The sequence below is a fragment of the Levilactobacillus huananensis genome, assembly GCF_003946145.1.
In the GTDB taxonomy this organism is placed as follows: Bacteria; Bacillota; Bacilli; order Lactobacillales; family Lactobacillaceae; genus Levilactobacillus; species Levilactobacillus huananensis.
Map to the genome: position 1 here is coordinate 67,980 of NZ_RHOC01000001.1, position 15,553 is coordinate 83,532.

Annotated in this window: 15 protein-coding genes; 13 read left to right on the top strand and 2 right to left on the bottom strand. The window is 47.7% G+C overall.

The window, feature by feature from the left end:
• Nucleotides 1-95 precede the first annotated feature (95 nt).
• From EKM71_RS00345 to asp1, 5 genes are read left to right on the top strand one after another with little or no spacing between them, the layout of a single operon-like run.
• Complete coding sequence (locus tag EKM71_RS00345; RefSeq protein WP_125572704.1) at nucleotides 96-1,736, top strand: glycosyl transferase family 1; 1,641 nt, start codon at nucleotides 96-98, stop codon at nucleotides 1,734-1,736.
• A 15-nt stretch (nucleotides 1,737-1,751) separates the two neighbouring features.
• Nucleotides 1,752-1,955: a hypothetical protein gene (locus EKM71_RS00350; protein WP_125572705.1), complete on the top strand. Its 204-nt coding sequence runs from the start codon at nucleotides 1,752-1,754 to the stop codon at nucleotides 1,953-1,955.
• Nucleotides 1,956-1,991: 36 nt separating this feature from the next.
• Nucleotides 1,992-3,506, top strand: coding sequence for a glycosyltransferase (locus EKM71_RS00355; RefSeq protein WP_125572706.1), 1,515 nt, complete (start codon nucleotides 1,992-1,994; stop codon nucleotides 3,504-3,506).
• Between the two features lie 15 nt (nucleotides 3,507-3,521).
• On the top strand, nucleotides 3,522-5,072 hold the full coding sequence (locus EKM71_RS00360) for a glycosyltransferase family 4 protein (protein WP_125572707.1): 1,551 nt from the start codon (nucleotides 3,522-3,524) through the stop codon (nucleotides 5,070-5,072).
• Between the two features lie 2 nt (nucleotides 5,073-5,074).
• Nucleotides 5,075-6,574 carry an accessory Sec system glycosyltransferase Asp1 gene (gene asp1, locus EKM71_RS00365; protein WP_125572708.1) on the top strand — a complete coding sequence of 500 codons (1,500 nt, stop codon included), beginning with the start codon at nucleotides 5,075-5,077 and terminating at the stop codon, nucleotides 6,572-6,574.
• Nucleotides 6,575-6,724: 150 nt separating this feature from the next.
• On the opposite strand, the gene EKM71_RS00370 is transcribed toward asp1, so the two are convergent.
• Entirely contained in the window at nucleotides 6,725-7,357 is a 633-nt protein-coding gene (locus tag EKM71_RS00370) for a copper homeostasis protein CutC (protein WP_225417965.1), read from the bottom strand.
• A 79-nt stretch (nucleotides 7,358-7,436) separates the two neighbouring features.
• On the opposite strand from EKM71_RS00370, the gene EKM71_RS00375 reads away from it, so the two are divergent.
• From EKM71_RS00375 to EKM71_RS00395, 5 genes are all read left to right on the top strand, one after another.
• Nucleotides 7,437-8,618 carry an AI-2E family transporter gene (locus EKM71_RS00375; protein WP_125572709.1) on the top strand — a complete coding sequence of 394 codons (1,182 nt, stop codon included), beginning with the start codon at nucleotides 7,437-7,439 and terminating at the stop codon, nucleotides 8,616-8,618.
• Nucleotides 8,605-9,462: a methyltransferase domain-containing protein gene (locus tag EKM71_RS00380; RefSeq protein ID WP_125572710.1), complete on the top strand. Its 858-nt coding sequence runs from the start codon at nucleotides 8,605-8,607 to the stop codon at nucleotides 9,460-9,462. The genes EKM71_RS00375 and EKM71_RS00380 overlap by 14 nt, the downstream gene beginning before the upstream one ends.
• A gap of 361 nt (nucleotides 9,463-9,823) precedes the next feature.
• A complete protein-coding gene (locus tag EKM71_RS00385) occupies nucleotides 9,824-10,336 on the top strand; it encodes a tRNA (cytidine(34)-2'-O)-methyltransferase (RefSeq protein WP_125572711.1) in 513 nt (170 codons plus the stop codon).
• A gap of 23 nt (nucleotides 10,337-10,359) precedes the next feature.
• A complete protein-coding gene (locus tag EKM71_RS00390) occupies nucleotides 10,360-12,675 on the top strand; it encodes an FtsK/SpoIIIE family DNA translocase (RefSeq protein WP_125572712.1) in 2,316 nt (771 codons plus the stop codon).
• 115 nt (nucleotides 12,676-12,790) lie between these two features.
• Complete coding sequence (locus tag EKM71_RS00395) at nucleotides 12,791-13,153, top strand: hypothetical protein (protein WP_125572713.1); 363 nt, start codon at nucleotides 12,791-12,793, stop codon at nucleotides 13,151-13,153.
• 101 nt (nucleotides 13,154-13,254) lie between these two features.
• On the opposite strand, the gene EKM71_RS00400 is transcribed toward EKM71_RS00395, so the two are convergent.
• A complete protein-coding gene (locus EKM71_RS00400) occupies nucleotides 13,255-13,377 on the bottom strand; it encodes a DUF4044 domain-containing protein (RefSeq protein WP_125545224.1) in 123 nt (40 codons plus the stop codon).
• 222 nt (nucleotides 13,378-13,599) lie between these two features.
• On the opposite strand from EKM71_RS00400, the gene EKM71_RS00405 reads away from it, so the two are divergent.
• From EKM71_RS00405 to rsmH, 3 genes are all read left to right on the top strand, one after another.
• Nucleotides 13,600-13,953, top strand: a complete 354-nt coding sequence (locus tag EKM71_RS00405) for a DUF3397 family protein (protein ID WP_125572714.1) — start codon at nucleotides 13,600-13,602, stop codon at nucleotides 13,951-13,953.
• A gap of 202 nt (nucleotides 13,954-14,155) precedes the next feature.
• Nucleotides 14,156-14,587 (top strand): division/cell wall cluster transcriptional repressor MraZ, encoded by a 432-nt coding sequence (gene mraZ / locus EKM71_RS00410; RefSeq protein ID WP_125572715.1) that lies wholly within the window; start codon nucleotides 14,156-14,158, stop codon nucleotides 14,585-14,587.
• Between the two features lie 16 nt (nucleotides 14,588-14,603).
• Nucleotides 14,604-15,548, top strand: a complete 945-nt coding sequence (gene rsmH / locus EKM71_RS00415; RefSeq protein WP_125572716.1) for a 16S rRNA (cytosine(1402)-N(4))-methyltransferase RsmH — start codon at nucleotides 14,604-14,606, stop codon at nucleotides 15,546-15,548.
• Nucleotides 15,549-15,553 lie beyond the last annotated feature (5 nt).

Consider the following 15,553-nt stretch of genomic DNA (forward strand, 5'->3'; position numbering starts at 1 on the left):
TATCATTAGTTTATAATAAATGAGCTTTAGATAAACTGATCTTCTATTTGGCTTTCTCGTAAAATACTAAAGATTTATGGGAGGCGTGAAATTAGATGAAAAAGGCGTTAATTAAGCGTTTGAAAGGGGAACTAATCAACCAAGGAAATTTGCAGGATCCTGTGACAGGGCAGGCCACGTTGGTCGTTTCAATTTCCGATAAACGGCATCGTGCAGGCGTCACATTTGTGCGGGCTGAGTCGTTCAAAAAGGCCTGGATTCGGATCGAACATCAGTTAAATCAAATAGCGTTTCCTTCATGGGTTCGAGTTGAAACGATTCACTCTATTCAACAAATTAGTCGAGAAAAATTTGCAATAGCGTTGGCTAAAATTACGAGAGCTAATTTCTGGCGTCGGGGAGTGAGTTTCGATGAGGACTTTCAAACGGCCTTGTTAGAAATGGAAATTAATGGTCATGAATTCTTTGAATCAGACCAAGCCTACAAAGTGGGAAAGACGACAGCCAAGGCAACGGTGAATTATGCGGCAATTACAGAATATCTCACAAAACGTGATGGAAATGTCTCGATGGACATCCAAGCTGGTGATAGTGTCTGGGTCTTTGCAACCAGTGGTGTTTTTACCGATGGCAATCGGGTTTGGAGATTAGAGGATAACGATCCACAATTACTAGGAGTTCGCCAATTGGCCGATCCTAAACAAGAGCTCGCGGATTATGTGGGGTTAGGTGAAACCTATCTGAAAAAGCAAATCAAAGACGATGGTCAGTTTGTCTATGGCTACTTTCCAAGTATTAAGCGGGTTCTCAGTAATTATAATAGTGTGCGGCATTTCTCTTCGATTTATGCTTTATTGGAAGCGATTACCTTCACTAAACGGCCAGCAGATCTTAAGCAAGCCAGACATGCACTCCAATGGGGTCTTGACCATTTAACATTGGTGAAAGATGAAGCACTATTTGTAGTCGAGCAACCCAAAGAAGGTGAGGCAGAGTTGAAGCTTGGGGCGCAGGCAATGCTAATACTGGCACTGTGTAAATACCAAGAGGTGACTCACGAGAAGCGATACGAGAAACAAGCCATGCAAGCCTTCAGAGGAATCGAAGCCTTCCGACAGCCAGACGGCCGGTTCAATCATGTGCTACGGTCTGATCTGAGTGTCAAGAATGCTTTTCGAATTATCTACTATGAGGGTGAAATTGCTTTCGCCATGTCACGGCTATATGCTCTGACTCATGATGACCAGGTGAAGATCCGGATTCAGGAAACGTTAGATTTCATGGTGGCCCACGATTATGGTAAGAATCATGATCACTGGATTGCATACGCAATCAACGAGGCTCTTGGGATCTTCGGAAATAACCGAGATTATATGATTATGGGCCTGAAAAATGCTTTTGAGGACTTAGAGAACATTGAGCATAAAGTAATGCCCTACCCAACACGGTTGGAGTTATTGACGGCTGCCGTTAAGATGACGGATACCATCCGGGCCACAGGTAATGGCGACTTGCTGGAACCTTATGATGTTGCTACGCTTCGCTCTGTTTGGCAGTATCGAGCCGAGTATGAGTTACTATCAGGCAGTTTCTTTCCTGAAGTGGCAATGTATTTCTATCATCCAGCTAAATTGGTCGGGGGGTTCTATGCCCGCAATGACCACTTCCGAACACGGATCGATGACTGTGAACATTTCTTATCCGGATTGATTAATTACTATGACTATAAGTACTAGAGAGGAGTTACTTGCATGCTAGCGTTAACCAGTATCTTTGCCTACAAGAAGATTCAGTTCTTTCTACGGTTGTCCATCTATATTGTCTTGGGAATCGTGGTGTTGGTTTTCCGATCCATAAATAAGCGGAAGACTCGTAAACGGTTGGATGAACGAACGGAATACATGATGAAACACACGGAAAAAAATGATGAAGGTAAGTATCCCTGGGAAGAGTAACGGGAATAACTAGTCGAGAAGAATGAGGTGGCAGTCGTGTATTACTTTATTAATGAATACATTTTGCAAAAGAATTCGAGTGTGGAACATACCGCAATGAACCGAGTAAAACTGTTTAACCATTACCAGGAACCCGCAAAAATTGTGACGAAAATCTATGATCGATTATTACATCGAACATTGACGACTTTTGGTCTTGCCGATAACGAAGTGGTGAACATGTTCGACTTCTTCCAACAGGCAGCAAATGTACCAACGAAGGTTATGCGGACTGATGATTTACGCTTGCCAGTAGAAACCGAAGTGGTTGTGGGGGCCAACTTCAGTCAAGTACTCAATGGCGATGACAATCTCGGACGGGTGGGATTCATCCCGGGAACCATTGGTCGGGTGTTCTATCATGAACACGCGGACAATCAGGGTAATTTGATCGAAACAGATCTGTGGGACTGGCGAGGATTTCGCTCAGCTACCCAGTACTTTGGTCAGAATGGCAAGTTAGTCTTAGAACGTTACTACACGCCAACTGGTCAGACAGCCCTTGAAATTTATAGTGTACCCGATACGAATGGCAACCCACTAGTATCTCGGGTAATTCTGAAGGATTATCAAGGTCAAGGTGACCGCTTCTTCCAGAATCAGGATGACTTATTTGAATTTTTCCTGGCAGAACTCAGTAAACAAGATACCGGGACAACAACTTTTATCAGCGATCGTCCTGGTACTGGGGTACGTCCGCTACTTAACTTAGATGATGGGTCGCGGAAGTATATTTACCTTCCAATCAATCATGCAGTCGCACCAGATGATCCGCTTCATGGTGACCTGGATGGTTTCTTGAAACCGGCTTTTGAACACTTTCGGCACTTTGATGGCTTCATTACTGGGACCGAACAACAGGCAGAACATCTTCGGACACGCTTCCCTGAGGCCAACGTCTTTGATATGCCGGCTGTTACGATGGCCCCACTAGCCAAGGATGGCAGCGATGAGGTTGCGCCAACGGAACGTCGGGCCAACAGCTTGCTATACGTCGGACGGATTGCCCAAGACAAGCAGATCGACCAGCTCTTACGGATGTTTGCCTTAGTTCATGATCGCGTTCCTGGTGCGACCTTTGATCTCTACGGTTACGGTGATCATGAGTATCAGAAGAAAATGACCGATCTGGTCAGTGAACTTCATCTTGAACACAATGTGACCTTCAAAGACTATGATCCAGAACTGATTCAGAAGTACGATACTTATCAGGTCTTAGTCAATATGTCGATTGCAGATGGTGGGCCAATGGGGATGCTGGAAGCGATGAGTCACGGGATTCCAGTTGTCAGCTATCCGTTCAATTACGGACCCAAGGATTTGATTGTAGATGGCGACAATGGTTACTTGGTTAACCGAGGTAATTCATTGGCGATGGCAGAACACGTTGTCGAACTTTTCAGCAAGCCTAAGGCACTTCAGACCATGAGTCACGCCGCTTATCAGACAACCAATGCGACCTGGACACAACGCCGGGTCTGGAACCGTTGGCAACGTTTCTTACAGGCATAGAAGGGAGGACGCCTCATGTATTATTTCTTAAATGACAACATGCAGTATTCTAAATCAGGGATTGAACACGCGGAGATTAACCGGCTCCATCTCTTCCGTAAAAACGGTATTCCAGCTAAGATCGTGACGCGAATCTTCTCAATGGACCTGACTAATATTTTGAAACAGGCTGGTATTCCTCGCGAGAATTTCGTGAACTTATTTGAATTTTTTTGCGGAAGCCAAGATGTGATCACCAAGCCGTTGACGCGCAACGACTTTTCATTACCGAGCAACACCACCAGTACCAGGAAGGATAATCAACTTCAGGTGTTCTCGCAAGGGAAGATGCTTATGATTATCTACTTGCGAAAGGGAACTGAGGATGAGATTAGCAACATCCAGTATTTTGACGTGAATGGACGGACCCTCAAGATGGTTTGGTGGGATACCCGTGGCTTTAAATGTCTGGAACAGCTCTTCGATTGGGATGGTAAGATTGTCCAGGAACAGTACTTCGGACCAGATGGCTTGGTACACATTGAGAAGTGTCATCTGATTGATCATGCTGGCAAGGAACATCTTTCCTGGCGTGTCTTGAATTATGGGGATGGTAGTAGCCGGACCTTTAATGGAATGAACGGCCTGACACGATTCTTCTATGACGAATTGAACGCCAATGGGGAAACAAACGTCTATATTTGTGACCGAACTGTGGAATGCGACTGGGCGCTCTTCAATATGCAGACGCCAGCCTACAAGGTTTTACACCTGCACAATGACCACGTGGCCGATCCAACAGATATGATTCACTCGCCACTTAACAACAACTATCAAAATGCTTTAATGAACTGGCACAAGTGGGATGCCGTGATCTCCGCTACACCGGAACAGTCACAAGACGTGGTCGACCGTTTTGGCACTGACATTCCAGCATTTACGATTCCAGTTGGTTATGTGACGGACGAGCGGATGGCGGCCCCACAAAAACCATTCAGCAAACGGCAGAAGCATCTTGTGGTTCACGTCGCGCGGTTGGCTCCTGAAAAACAACAGAATCATTCGATTCAAGCCTTTGCACAGGTTCACGAGAAGTTTCCAGATGCTCGACTTGAACTTTGGGGTTACGCTAACGGCGACGTCGAGAAGACCCTCAAGCGGCAAGTGGCCGACAGCGGCTTGAGTGATGTGATTTCGTTTAAGGGTTACACTCACGACATCGCCTCAGTCTATGACCGCGCACAGCTTGGCCTACTGCCGAGTCGTGCTGAAGGATTCTCACTGATGTTACTGGAAGCCCAGTCCCATGGGGTCCCAATGATTGCCAACGATGTGAAATATGGGCCTAGTGACATCATTGCCAATGGCAAGAGTGGCCTATTGACAACTGATGGTGACGTTCAAGGGTTAGCCGACGATATGATAGCCTTATTGGGTGATCAAGATCGGTTGGCTAACTTCAGTGCGGCAGCTTATCAGAATGCACAGCGCTATTCAGAAGATGCGGTTTTTGCTAAATGGCAAGTTCTGCTGGACTACTTTGATCACCAGACGCAAGACCAAGGCGCTGTGACTGAGGAGGCCTAAGCATGAATTATTTTGTTGCGGTGTACTTTAACGCAAAGTTAACTGGAATTGAGCAAGGCCAAGTTAACCGCTTGAAACTCTTTAAGGCGGCTAATCTTCCGGCTAAATGTGTGTACACGCGATACAATCCTGGTATTCATGCCAATGCCGAGCGCTTTGGTATTGGTCCTGACTGTTTTAGCCTCTATGACTATTTTCAGAATACGGTGAGTGTGCCGGTTAAAGCGATTGACTGGTGCAAATATTGGGAAGAAACGTGTCATTATCGGATTCAGAAGGTGGCTTCGGCACCCGATGTTCGGGTCTTTACCACCGAGGGCCGTTTTCTCATGTATGCGCATTTTAGAGATGAATCATTGAAACAATTGGTTTACCTAAACTATTTCGATGCGAAACGGATGAAGGTTAAGCGGGAACATTACGACAACCGGGGCTTCTTAAGCCGGGTGAGTTACCTACACGATAATCAAAAGGTTCAAAATGAGGTGTACTTGGATACCGAGGGACACGTCAAAATGGAAAAGTATTACACTAATGACCCTGGCGAACCGAAGCTACATCAGATTATCTTGAATGATTATCGCGGTCAGCAATGGTTTTTTGATACGGAACGCGAGCTTCAGACGTTCTTCTTCAATGAACTCTATCAGGCGGGAGATGTGTACTTTAGCGATAAGAATGGGCCATTGGCGCCAGCATTTGGTGCGACACGTCCGGATGTGACTGTGTGTGCGGTTCTTCACAGTACACATGCCCGTGACCAAGCGAATGTGATCGAAGGGCCCCTGAAGGGAACGTATCGGTACGTCTTGGATCATCCCGAACAGTTTGATCGAATCATTGTTTCGACTGAATTACAGCGAACTGATCTGAGGGAACGTTTCCCAGAGTTGCCACCCATTGTGGTGATTCCGGTTGGGTATACGACGAAGCAACGAGTCAATCTGCGAAAGAAACAGCCCCACCGAATTATTGGGGTCGCGCGACTCTCACCAGAAAAGCAAGTGATGGAACAGGTCCAAGTGGTTGGTCGACTCGTTGATGAATTCCCAAATGTCGAGTTACATCTCTTTGGATTCGGAAGCCGGGTTGAGGAACAACGTCTACGAGATTACGTGACAGAACACCAGCTAGAGGATCATGTTTTCTTCAGAGGCTATCTGCCTGATCTGACGGCTGAATACGAGCAAGCTTCATTAGAAATGGTGACAAGTGTCGAGGAAGGTTTCTCCCTGACGACTCTCGAAGCGCTAAGCTTTGGCGTACCTGTCATTAGTTATGATATTCGGTATGGACCAAATGAAATGGTTATCGACGGTGAAAATGGAAATCTCGTCGAACGAAACAATCAAGACCTTTTGTACTGGAAGGTTCGCGATTACTTAAGGGATCCCAAGCGTCAGCGTCGTTACATGAAAAACAGTCTCAAGCGCGCCAAAGATTATTCGGCTACGGCAACTCGCCAGAAATGGCAGATGTTGTTAGCTGATTTGGCTGATTAAGGCTGTGGGCAGTGAATAAATGGGTTGATTGGGGGTTAACGAAAGTCGTTGAAAATGCGGTTTCGACGGTTCGAGTTAACGGCCAAGGGGTTCACTAAAAAAGGCTCCGTACGTCATTTGCTGACGTGCGGAGCCTTTCGTTTGGCATGTTTAGTTAAGGACGTCAGTACCAAAGAAGAAATTTGTCCCGAGCTCTTTGGCGACGGGGTCAATCTCCTGGGATGTGAGGTCAACGGCAACCAGTGTCAAGTTAACGGAGTCTAAAAGCCGCTTGGTGGCGGTCCAATCAGCCAATCGATCGTCACTAGCAGCACCAGTACTCAAGACGTAATCAAAGCCCTGGTTGCTAAGCCAATCCACAGCAGTTCCTCGGTCTTGAGGCCGGATATCATCGAAGGCTGTACTGAAGGCGATGGTCATGCCACCAGCTGCTGCGACAAGGAGGCTGAGGGCTTCGACATCCAACGTGTGTTGGGTGGTCAGTGCGCCAAAGATGGCACCGTCGACCCCGAGTTGTTGTGCCTCGAGTAAATCGGCCTCCATCATCTTAATTTCGACATCATTATAAGGACTGTGACCGCCTCTAGGGGCGATTAAGACATCAAGGGTTACCTGATGATCATGGGCGTAGCGCACGGCTTCTCCCATGACTCCCTTACTAATAGTTGTGCCACCAACGGCAAGGTTGTCGGCGAGGGCAATACGCTTAGCACCTGCCTCAATAGCGTTGGGTAGGTCAGCATAGTTTTCTAATAATGGTTCAATAATTCGCAAATGTCTCATTCCTTTCCCTCTTCAGGAGTCGTCACTAGTCATCGTGGTATGGTACAATATACCCACTTTAATAACGGAAGTGAAACCTTTGAAGACAGAGTCTCATAAAAATCGTTCGTGGTTCTGGAACTGGGTGGTTAATAACCGCCTGGTATCTGGATTAACAATCACGCTTCTCATTTTACTCATTTTGTTAGTCCTAAGTAAAGTGCCATGGCTCGCAACACCCATCGTTTTAGTCTGGCAGATCGTGGGACTTCCCGTCATCATTGCGGGCGTCTGCTTCTATCTTTTAAATCCTGTGGTGGATCGGCTGGAAAAACGGGGAATTGGTCGAACTTGGACGATCACGGGATTGTTTGTGATTGTGGCCGCACTCCTAGTTTGGGGAATCGGCGGCTTGATTCCGATGGTGCAAAAGCAATTGGCGACCCTGATTACGGAATGGCCGCACTATTGGCGTCAAGTGACCGGGACCATGTCACTTTGGCTACAAGATGACCGCCTGAGTGGACTAAAGTCGCAACTGGATCAGTTCAATCAACAGCTTTCGGATAGTTCCTCTACGGCAGCCTCAAGTCTGGCGAAGACAACCTTTTCATCGGTGGGGAGTATTGTCAGTCGGGTGGCCTCAGTAGTTGTGGCCATTGTGACCGCACCATTCATCCTCTTTTACCTCCTACGGGATGGTCACCAGTTACCGGATTACTTGGTTAAGATTCTTCCGATCAAGTATCGGAAGACAACCAAACACTTGTTGGTGGAAATGAATCGTCAAGTTAGTAACTATGTTCGCGGACAGTTAATTGTGGCATTTTTTGTAGCGGTGTTATTCTATGTGGGCTTCCTAATTGTGGGGTTGAAATTTGCCCTTCTACTGGGGGTCATGGCCGGAATCCTAAACCTAGTGCCATATCTTGGATCGTTTCTCGCGATGATTCCCGCCGTTGTGGTAGCGGCATTCATGTCACCTTGGATGTTGGTTAAGGTGCTGATTGTCTTTGTGGTGGAACAAACCGTTGAAGGTCGTTTTATCTCACCATTGGTATTGGGGAGTTCGTTAAAGATTCACCCATTAACGATTATCTTTATCCTGTTACTCGCCGGGAAGGCCTTTGGGGTCCTCGGGGTAGTTCTGGGAATTCCAGGCTATGCCGTGATTCGCGTCGTGGCTACGGAAGGATTCCACTGGTATCAAAATTTTGCAGGCGGCTACGTTGACGTCCCGCCAGTTACGGAAAAGGAAGCAAATTCAGATGAAGAAAATTGATGAGGCGGCGGCCTTTTTAACCGCCAATACCGGTTTGTTTCGGTGTCCGGTTTGTCTGACCCCATATGATGCGGTTGATGGTCATAGTCTCGTGTGTCCAAATGGACATCGCGTGGATCTTTCTAAAAAGGGGACACTGTACTTCATGCAGCGATCGGTCGCTAGCGAATATGACAATGACATGTTAGCTGCTCGCAGGCGTTTGCTGCAAGCGGGGCTCTTTGCGGGGATTACCCAAGAGTTTGCTGCTAATATGCCTGCGGCCCCACAGACCATTCTCGACGTTGGCTGTGGGGAAGGTACGCCACTAGGGGATGTATTGGCTCAGCGTGGTCAACGCGACACAGCCATTGGGTTTGACCTCTCGAAGGCCGGAATTAACCTTGGGACGCAATTGGACAGCTCAGCTTTCTTCTGTGTCGCCGACCTAGCCAAGATGCCCTTTAGTGATGGGGCCTTTACCACGGTTCTGGATCTTTTCTCACCCTCGGCTTATCAAGAATTCAATCGAGTACTGGCACCGGGTGGGCAATTGCTCAAGGTGATTCCGAATTCGGACTACCTGATTGAGTTGCGCCACAGCATCTTTCCAGCGGGGAGTGCCCACGCAACCTACGATAATAGCAAGGTGTTGCGGCTCTTTGAACAGCATTATCCAAATGCGACGACAAAGCGTATTTGCTACCAATTTCCGGTCTCAACGGCACTGTTTAGTGATTTGACTGTGATGACCCCAATGCATTGGGGGGCAACGCCGGAACGTTTGGCGGCTATTCAAGCTAAGCCATTTGACAGCATCACTGTCGATGTTACCTTATTGATCGCACAGAAAACCGCTGAATAAGGGGCGTTGTGCTCGAAGTAGGGCACTTGCACGGCTCACAAAGCGGTGTTATATTGAATATGAGAAATCGTTTGGCAGTCGACATCAGTGAATTACTGTTGGTGGCTGACAAGTAGCACTTCACTAAAGCAGCCCCTCGCCGTTTCAACACCGAGGAACTGCTTTTTTCTATGACATGGGATGTTAGGTAAGTGAAATTCGTAAAAATTCCCCGTCAGATAAGGGGGCACTCACCATTAAAATAGTCGGGTCGTCCCTTGTCAAAGCGTGTCAGACGTGACTATAATAATGAGACGGCGCGAGGGACGTTACCTCGCAAATCGGAAGACAGACTTTAACTAGCAGAACGGAGAAGAGAGTTATGACGAATCATATTGCCTTATTCGAACCATTGTTTCCAGCTAATACAGGAAACATCGCCCGGACCTGTGCGGGAACCGATACTATCTTAGATTTAATCAAGCCTTTAGGCTTTTCCGTGGATGATGCGCACTTGAAACGGGCTGGCCTCGACTACTGGGATAAGGTGGATGTTCGGTACCATGAGAACTTGCCAGCCTTTATGGATTCGATTCCGGACCCGTCCCAGCTCTACTTAGTGTCAAAGTTTGCGGATCAAGATTATACGGATCCCGACTACCAGCTTAACGACAACGATCATTACTTTCTTTTTGGAAAGGAAACGACGGGGTTACCCGAACCCTTCATGCGGAAAAATATGGGAAAATGTATTCGAATTCCACAAGATGACAGCCACATTCGTGCGCTTAATCTGTCGAACTCGGCCGCTATTGTCATTTACGAAGTCTTGCGTCAGCAGAGCTTCCCAGGATTGGAACGGGTTCACCAATATCCTCATGACAAACTGAAATAATTTGATTGAAAGGAGGCCGTTCTTTGGCGACCAAACGAAAAACAACACGCCGCAAGCCTACTAAACGGCGTCCAACCAAGCGGAGACGTGCCAGTCACCAACCGTTTCCGTACACCAGGAATGTCATTGGTCTCATATTAATTGCGTTGGTGGCGTTGGGACTCTTTCATCTTGGACTACTGGGTGTCCTTTGTGCCAATTTGGTGCGCTTATTCCTTGGGGACAGCTACCAGTTCGGTTTGGTCGTTCTGGGAGCTTTAGGGGCAGCCTTATTGATTACGGGAACTTGGCCCCACCTTCAACGTCACTATCTGTGGGGCGGTGGTCTGATCTATGCAGGCTGGTTACTGTGGATTACGGCGACACACTTTGTGACGGTTAATCAGCATGCTCAGTTTCTCTCAACAATTTGGCACGCAGGGTTAGCCGATCTCTTTACCGGTGGGCTAACGAGTCAGCTCGGTGGCGGGGTGATTGGCGCCTTGGAACTGAGCATTGTGGCGTGGTTAATCGCGCTTGTGGGGGCTCAGGTTGCTGCTTGGATCATCATGGCAGGTGGGGTTGTCGTGTTTTTCCAGATTCCCTTTGCCGACCTACAACGGTGGACAAGTACGGCCTGGGGCTGGCTGTCCCGAGGGGTGCATGCTAGTGGTCAAGCCCTTAAACGTGGGGGTGCGGCGGCCAAGCGGAAGCACCAGGAGCGGGCACGCAAGCCGCAACCAGCGGCCATTGTCGAACCTGAGAAGAAAGATTTGCCCGAACCGAAGCCACAGCCGAAAGAAGAACCAAGCTACCACATTACGGTAGCCAATGATCGGCCGGTAATGAAGCCTAAAACTAAACCGGTTGAGGAGGAGCCAGAGCATGGGGTCGATCCCAGCTTAACTAGCGGGACACCAGTGGATCCGAATTACAAATTACCAACAGCTGATCTGTTGAAACAAGTTCCACCAACCGACCAAACGGATGAGGTTAATGCTATTGATGCCAATACCAAGATTTTGAAACAGACACTCGATAGTTTTGGTGTCGATGCCGAGGTCAAGAACGTCAGCCTAGGGCCGTCGGTGACGGAATATGAACTTCATCCCGCTATTGGGGTGAAGGTCTCCCGGATTGTTAATTTAGCCGATGATTTGGCCTTGGCCTTAGCGGCTAAGGGGATTCGGATTCAGGCACCCATTCCTGGGAAGTCTCTAATTGGGATTGAAGTTCCTAATAAGGAAGTCTCGACTGTTGCCTTCCGTGATGTGGTCGAAGCCCAACCAGCACATCCGAACAAACCACTCGAAGTGCCATTAGGGCGTAACGTGACGGGTGAAGTTGTCACAATGGACCTCACCAAGATGCCACACTTGCTGATTGCCGGGGCAACCGGGAGTGGGAAGTCCGTGGCCATTAACGGCATTATTACCAGTCTATTGATGAATGCCCGTCCGGACCAAGTGAAGCTGATGTTGATTGATCCCAAAAAGGTTGAACTGAGTGTCTACAATGGGATTCCTCACCTGTTAACGCCGGTGGTTTCGGAACCTAAAAAAGCCGCTCGGGCCCTTCACAAGGTCGTGGCGGAAATGGAACGGCGCTATGAACTGTTCTCTCAGTTTGGTCAACGGAAGATTTCCGGTTACAATGCCTTTGTTCGTAAGGCTAATGCACAGGATGACCAGGTACGGCCAACGTTACCATATATCGTGGTTGTCGTGGATGAATTGGCCGATCTGATGATGACGGTGTCAAATGAAGTTGAAGATGCCATCATTCGTCTTGCTCAGATGGGTCGAGCTGCTGGAGTGCACATGATTCTGGCAACGCAACGACCGTCTGTGGATGTGATTACCGGATTGATTAAGGCCAACGTGCCATCCCGGATTGCTTTTGCAGTGTCCAGTGGGATTGACTCGCGGACGATTCTTGATACGAATGGGGCTGAAAAACTGTTGGGTCGAGGAGACATGCTGTATCAACCTGTTGATGCTAATTCACCAGTTCGTATCCAAGGGGCTTTTATCCCGGATGAGGACGTGGCGAATGTCGTCGACTTCATCAAGCAGCAACAGTCTGCGGATTACGACGAGGACATGATGGTGACCGATGAGGAACTCAAACAGGAAGAAGCTGGCGACAGCGATGATGATCTGTTTGACGATGCCTTATCCTTTGTCGTGGACCAGCAGAAGGCCAGCACATCGCTACTGCAACGTCGATTCCGCATTGGCTACAATCGTGCTGCTCGAATCATGGATGATCTGGAACAGCGGGGCTACATTGGACCGCAAGAAGGTAGCAAGCCACGACAAGTTTATAAGCAACCAGATCAACCTAAGCCTTCAGAATAATGAGATCGTAATAAACTTAGTTTACTTAGTCTCTCCTTTGCCACCAAAATTCTTGGTGATAAGTAACCACGGGAATATCCTTAGTGGGACTTAATGTGAAGGGGAGGCTTTTTTTATGGCGTTAGGGACCTGGTCAGATTGGTTTGAAGCGGTCGGTGAACTATTAGCTGTTGTGGTGGCGCTCTTTCTCCCGTTTGTTCAAGAGCGTCGGCGAAAGCGGTTGACACGACAACGAATCAGTCAGAGTGTTCGCCGGCTCACACTGATACTGGTGAAGGAAGCAAGTGGTAGTCCACAGTGGCAGTCGGATTATCATAATTTACAAACATTGATAAATTTGTACGCAGCGCTACTAACAGATCCCCGGGGAACGACTCTGGTCAGTATCGGCGAGCAGGTTTTATTAGCCCTCGATGCGGTGCCGATTAACTATGACGAGATCGACCGGCAATTGGCATTGTTACAGCAGTCGGCATGATGGCGAAACACTGAATCACGGAAAATCAGCCATCAATTTGTTTAGTGAACTTGCAATCAGGGCAATAAAAAAGCCACCTGATAAGGTGGCGATCGAGAGGATTAGCCCATCCAACCGAGGGATGCAATTGCCCCGAAGACTAAGGAGCCGATAGTTGCGATAATCATGATCCAAACGAAAACGTTGGTAATTTTTTGAAACGTTGATTTCTTTTTCTTTTCCATGCGCGAATAGCCACCTCTTTGCGTCCCAATTTACTCAATTAGTTTACCGTGGGTGAGGGTGAAATGCAACAGTCACGGCAAAGTTGTCAACGAGTTGTTACAAAAGTGAATTGCAACCGATGAAGGAAATCCCTATAATATAACGAAGAGTCGCCGGCGCATATCTGCCTAGGGTAGCGTGTCAGCGAGGTGATTAGAACAGAAGTCGTGGGGGGAAGTTGCATGTCGTTTTGGGTGTCACCAGCCGGGAAACTGGTCATACTGGTCATTGGCTACATCATTTTTCGTGGGGGAAAACGGTTGCTCGGACACCGTTGGCCGACAGGCTTGAGTGTCTGGGATCTCATGGCACCGTTATTTTTGTTCTGTGCTGTAGCTCTGATCCCACATGGGGCGGGCATTGTGTTCCCCTGGTTGGTTATTGGTTGGATGGCGATTGGCATCTTGGTCACCATCATTCAAGCAGTTCAGGACCACGAAATCATCTACCCGACGTTCTTTAAAACTTTCTGGCGATTAACTGACTTATATTGGGTGCTAGGGTTTATGGTTTGTTTCCTGTTAGCTATTAGCTAATTTTATGCATAAATATAAATAAACTTGACTAAGAACCCAGTTTTTTAGGGTCCTGGTAAAGGGCTTTCAGCCACGGTGAACAAGTGTTCGCTGTGGCTTTTTTAGTGCAAGTGGGGAAATTTATAAAAATTCGGAAACGTTGTGGTAGAAAGTGGGGGGGTGTGGTAAACTTGACAATAGTTACAAATAGGGGGTAATGGTCATGTTCATGGGTGAATTCGAGCATTCAATTGATACCAAGGGCAGACTTATTATTCCCGCTAAATTTCGGGATCAACTCGGAGAACAATTTGTGGTTACTCGGGGGATGGATGGTTGTTTATTCGGCTATCCAATGACCGAGTGGTCGGCGTTGCAAGAGAAATTGAAAGCCTTGCCAGTAAACCGTAAGGATGCCCGGGCCTTTGTCCGGTTCTTCTACTCCGCGGCTACTGAATGTGAGCTCGACAAACAAGGTCGAATTAACTTACCAAAATCGTTACGAGATCATGCCGCTTTGGCTAAACAATGTGTCATTGTGGGTGTGGCTAATCGTTTTGAAATTTGGAGTCAGGAACGGTGGGATACATTCTCCGCCGCGGCCGAAGAAGACTTCGATGATATCGCCGAAAACCTTATTGATTTCGGCATGTAGCTAAAGGAGAGTGTTTATGGAAGACTTTCATCATGTAACGGTACTGCTCAAGGAAGCGGTGGCTGGTTTAGCCATTAAGCCAACGGGAATCTATGTTGACTGCACTCTCGGCGGCGGCGGTCATAGCCAACGCATCCTGGAGCAACTGACAACAGGTCACTTATACGCGTTTGATCAGGATCAGACCGCAATTACATACAATCAAGAACATCTTAAAAAGTATCTCGACAGTGGAAATTTAACGTTTATTAAGAGTAATTTCCGGGACATCAAGACCGAGTTAAATGCTCGGGGTGTGACTGAAGTTGATGGCATTCTTTATGATTTAGGGGTTTCCTCACCACAGTTTGATGAGGCCGACCGGGGCTTCAGTTATCAGCACGATGCACCACTGGATATGCGTATGGACCAGAGTGCTGAGCTTACCGCTTGGATCGTAGTTAACGAATGGAAGTTCAACGACCTTATGCGGATCTTTCACCGATACGGTGAAGAGAAGTTTGCCAAGCCGATTGCCAGAGCCATCGAGCGGCATCGCGCAGAGGCTCCGATTGACACGACAGGTCAGTTGGTGGACATCATTAAGGAAGGTATTCCTGCGGCGGCACGTCGCCACGGGGGCCATCCTGCAAAGAAGGTCTTTCAGGCTATCCGAATCGCTGTCAACGACGAATTAGGTGCCTTAGAAGATTCACTCGAACAAGCTGTCGGCTTATTAGCCCTCCATGGTCGAATCAGTGCGATTACCTTCCAGTCTCTCGAAGACCGGTTAGTGAAGACCATGTTTCGCGAAGAATCATCATTGCCAGAACTCCCCCACGGAATTCCGGTAATTCCCGACAACTTGCAGCCAGATTACAAGTTGGTTAACCGTAAGCCAATCTTACCGTCTGAGGAAGAATTGGCGGCCAACCATCGTGCCCACAGTGCAAAATTACGAATTTTAGAAAAAATTAAGTAGTTTAT

What these genes read in the sequence shown, in the direction of transcription:
- EKM71_RS00385 (WP_125572711.1), top strand. Translation starts at nt 9,824, where the DNA reads ATGACGAATCATATTGCCTTATTCGAACCATTGTTTCCAGCTAATACA.
- EKM71_RS00345 (WP_125572704.1), top strand. Translation starts at nt 96, where the DNA reads ATGAAAAAGGCGTTAATTAAGCGTTTGAAAGGGGAACTAATCAACCAA.
- EKM71_RS00400 (WP_125545224.1), bottom strand. Translation starts at nt 13,377, where the DNA reads ATGGAAAAGAAAAAGAAATCAACGTTTCAAAAAATTACCAACGTTTTC.
- mraZ (WP_125572715.1), top strand. Translation starts at nt 14,156, where the DNA reads ATGTTCATGGGTGAATTCGAGCATTCAATTGATACCAAGGGCAGACTT.
- EKM71_RS00405 (WP_125572714.1), top strand. Translation starts at nt 13,600, where the DNA reads ATGTCGTTTTGGGTGTCACCAGCCGGGAAACTGGTCATACTGGTCATT.
- asp1 (WP_125572708.1), top strand. Translation starts at nt 5,075, where the DNA reads ATGAATTATTTTGTTGCGGTGTACTTTAACGCAAAGTTAACTGGAATT.
- EKM71_RS00380 (WP_125572710.1), top strand. Translation starts at nt 8,605, where the DNA reads ATGAAGAAAATTGATGAGGCGGCGGCCTTTTTAACCGCCAATACCGGT.
- EKM71_RS00350 (WP_125572705.1), top strand. Translation starts at nt 1,752, where the DNA reads ATGCTAGCGTTAACCAGTATCTTTGCCTACAAGAAGATTCAGTTCTTT.
- EKM71_RS00395 (WP_125572713.1), top strand. Translation starts at nt 12,791, where the DNA reads ATGGCGTTAGGGACCTGGTCAGATTGGTTTGAAGCGGTCGGTGAACTA.
- EKM71_RS00370 (WP_225417965.1), bottom strand. Translation starts at nt 7,357, where the DNA reads ATGAGACATTTGCGAATTATTGAACCATTATTAGAAAACTATGCTGAC.
- EKM71_RS00360 (WP_125572707.1), top strand. Translation starts at nt 3,522, where the DNA reads ATGTATTATTTCTTAAATGACAACATGCAGTATTCTAAATCAGGGATT.
- rsmH (WP_125572716.1), top strand. Translation starts at nt 14,604, where the DNA reads ATGGAAGACTTTCATCATGTAACGGTACTGCTCAAGGAAGCGGTGGCT.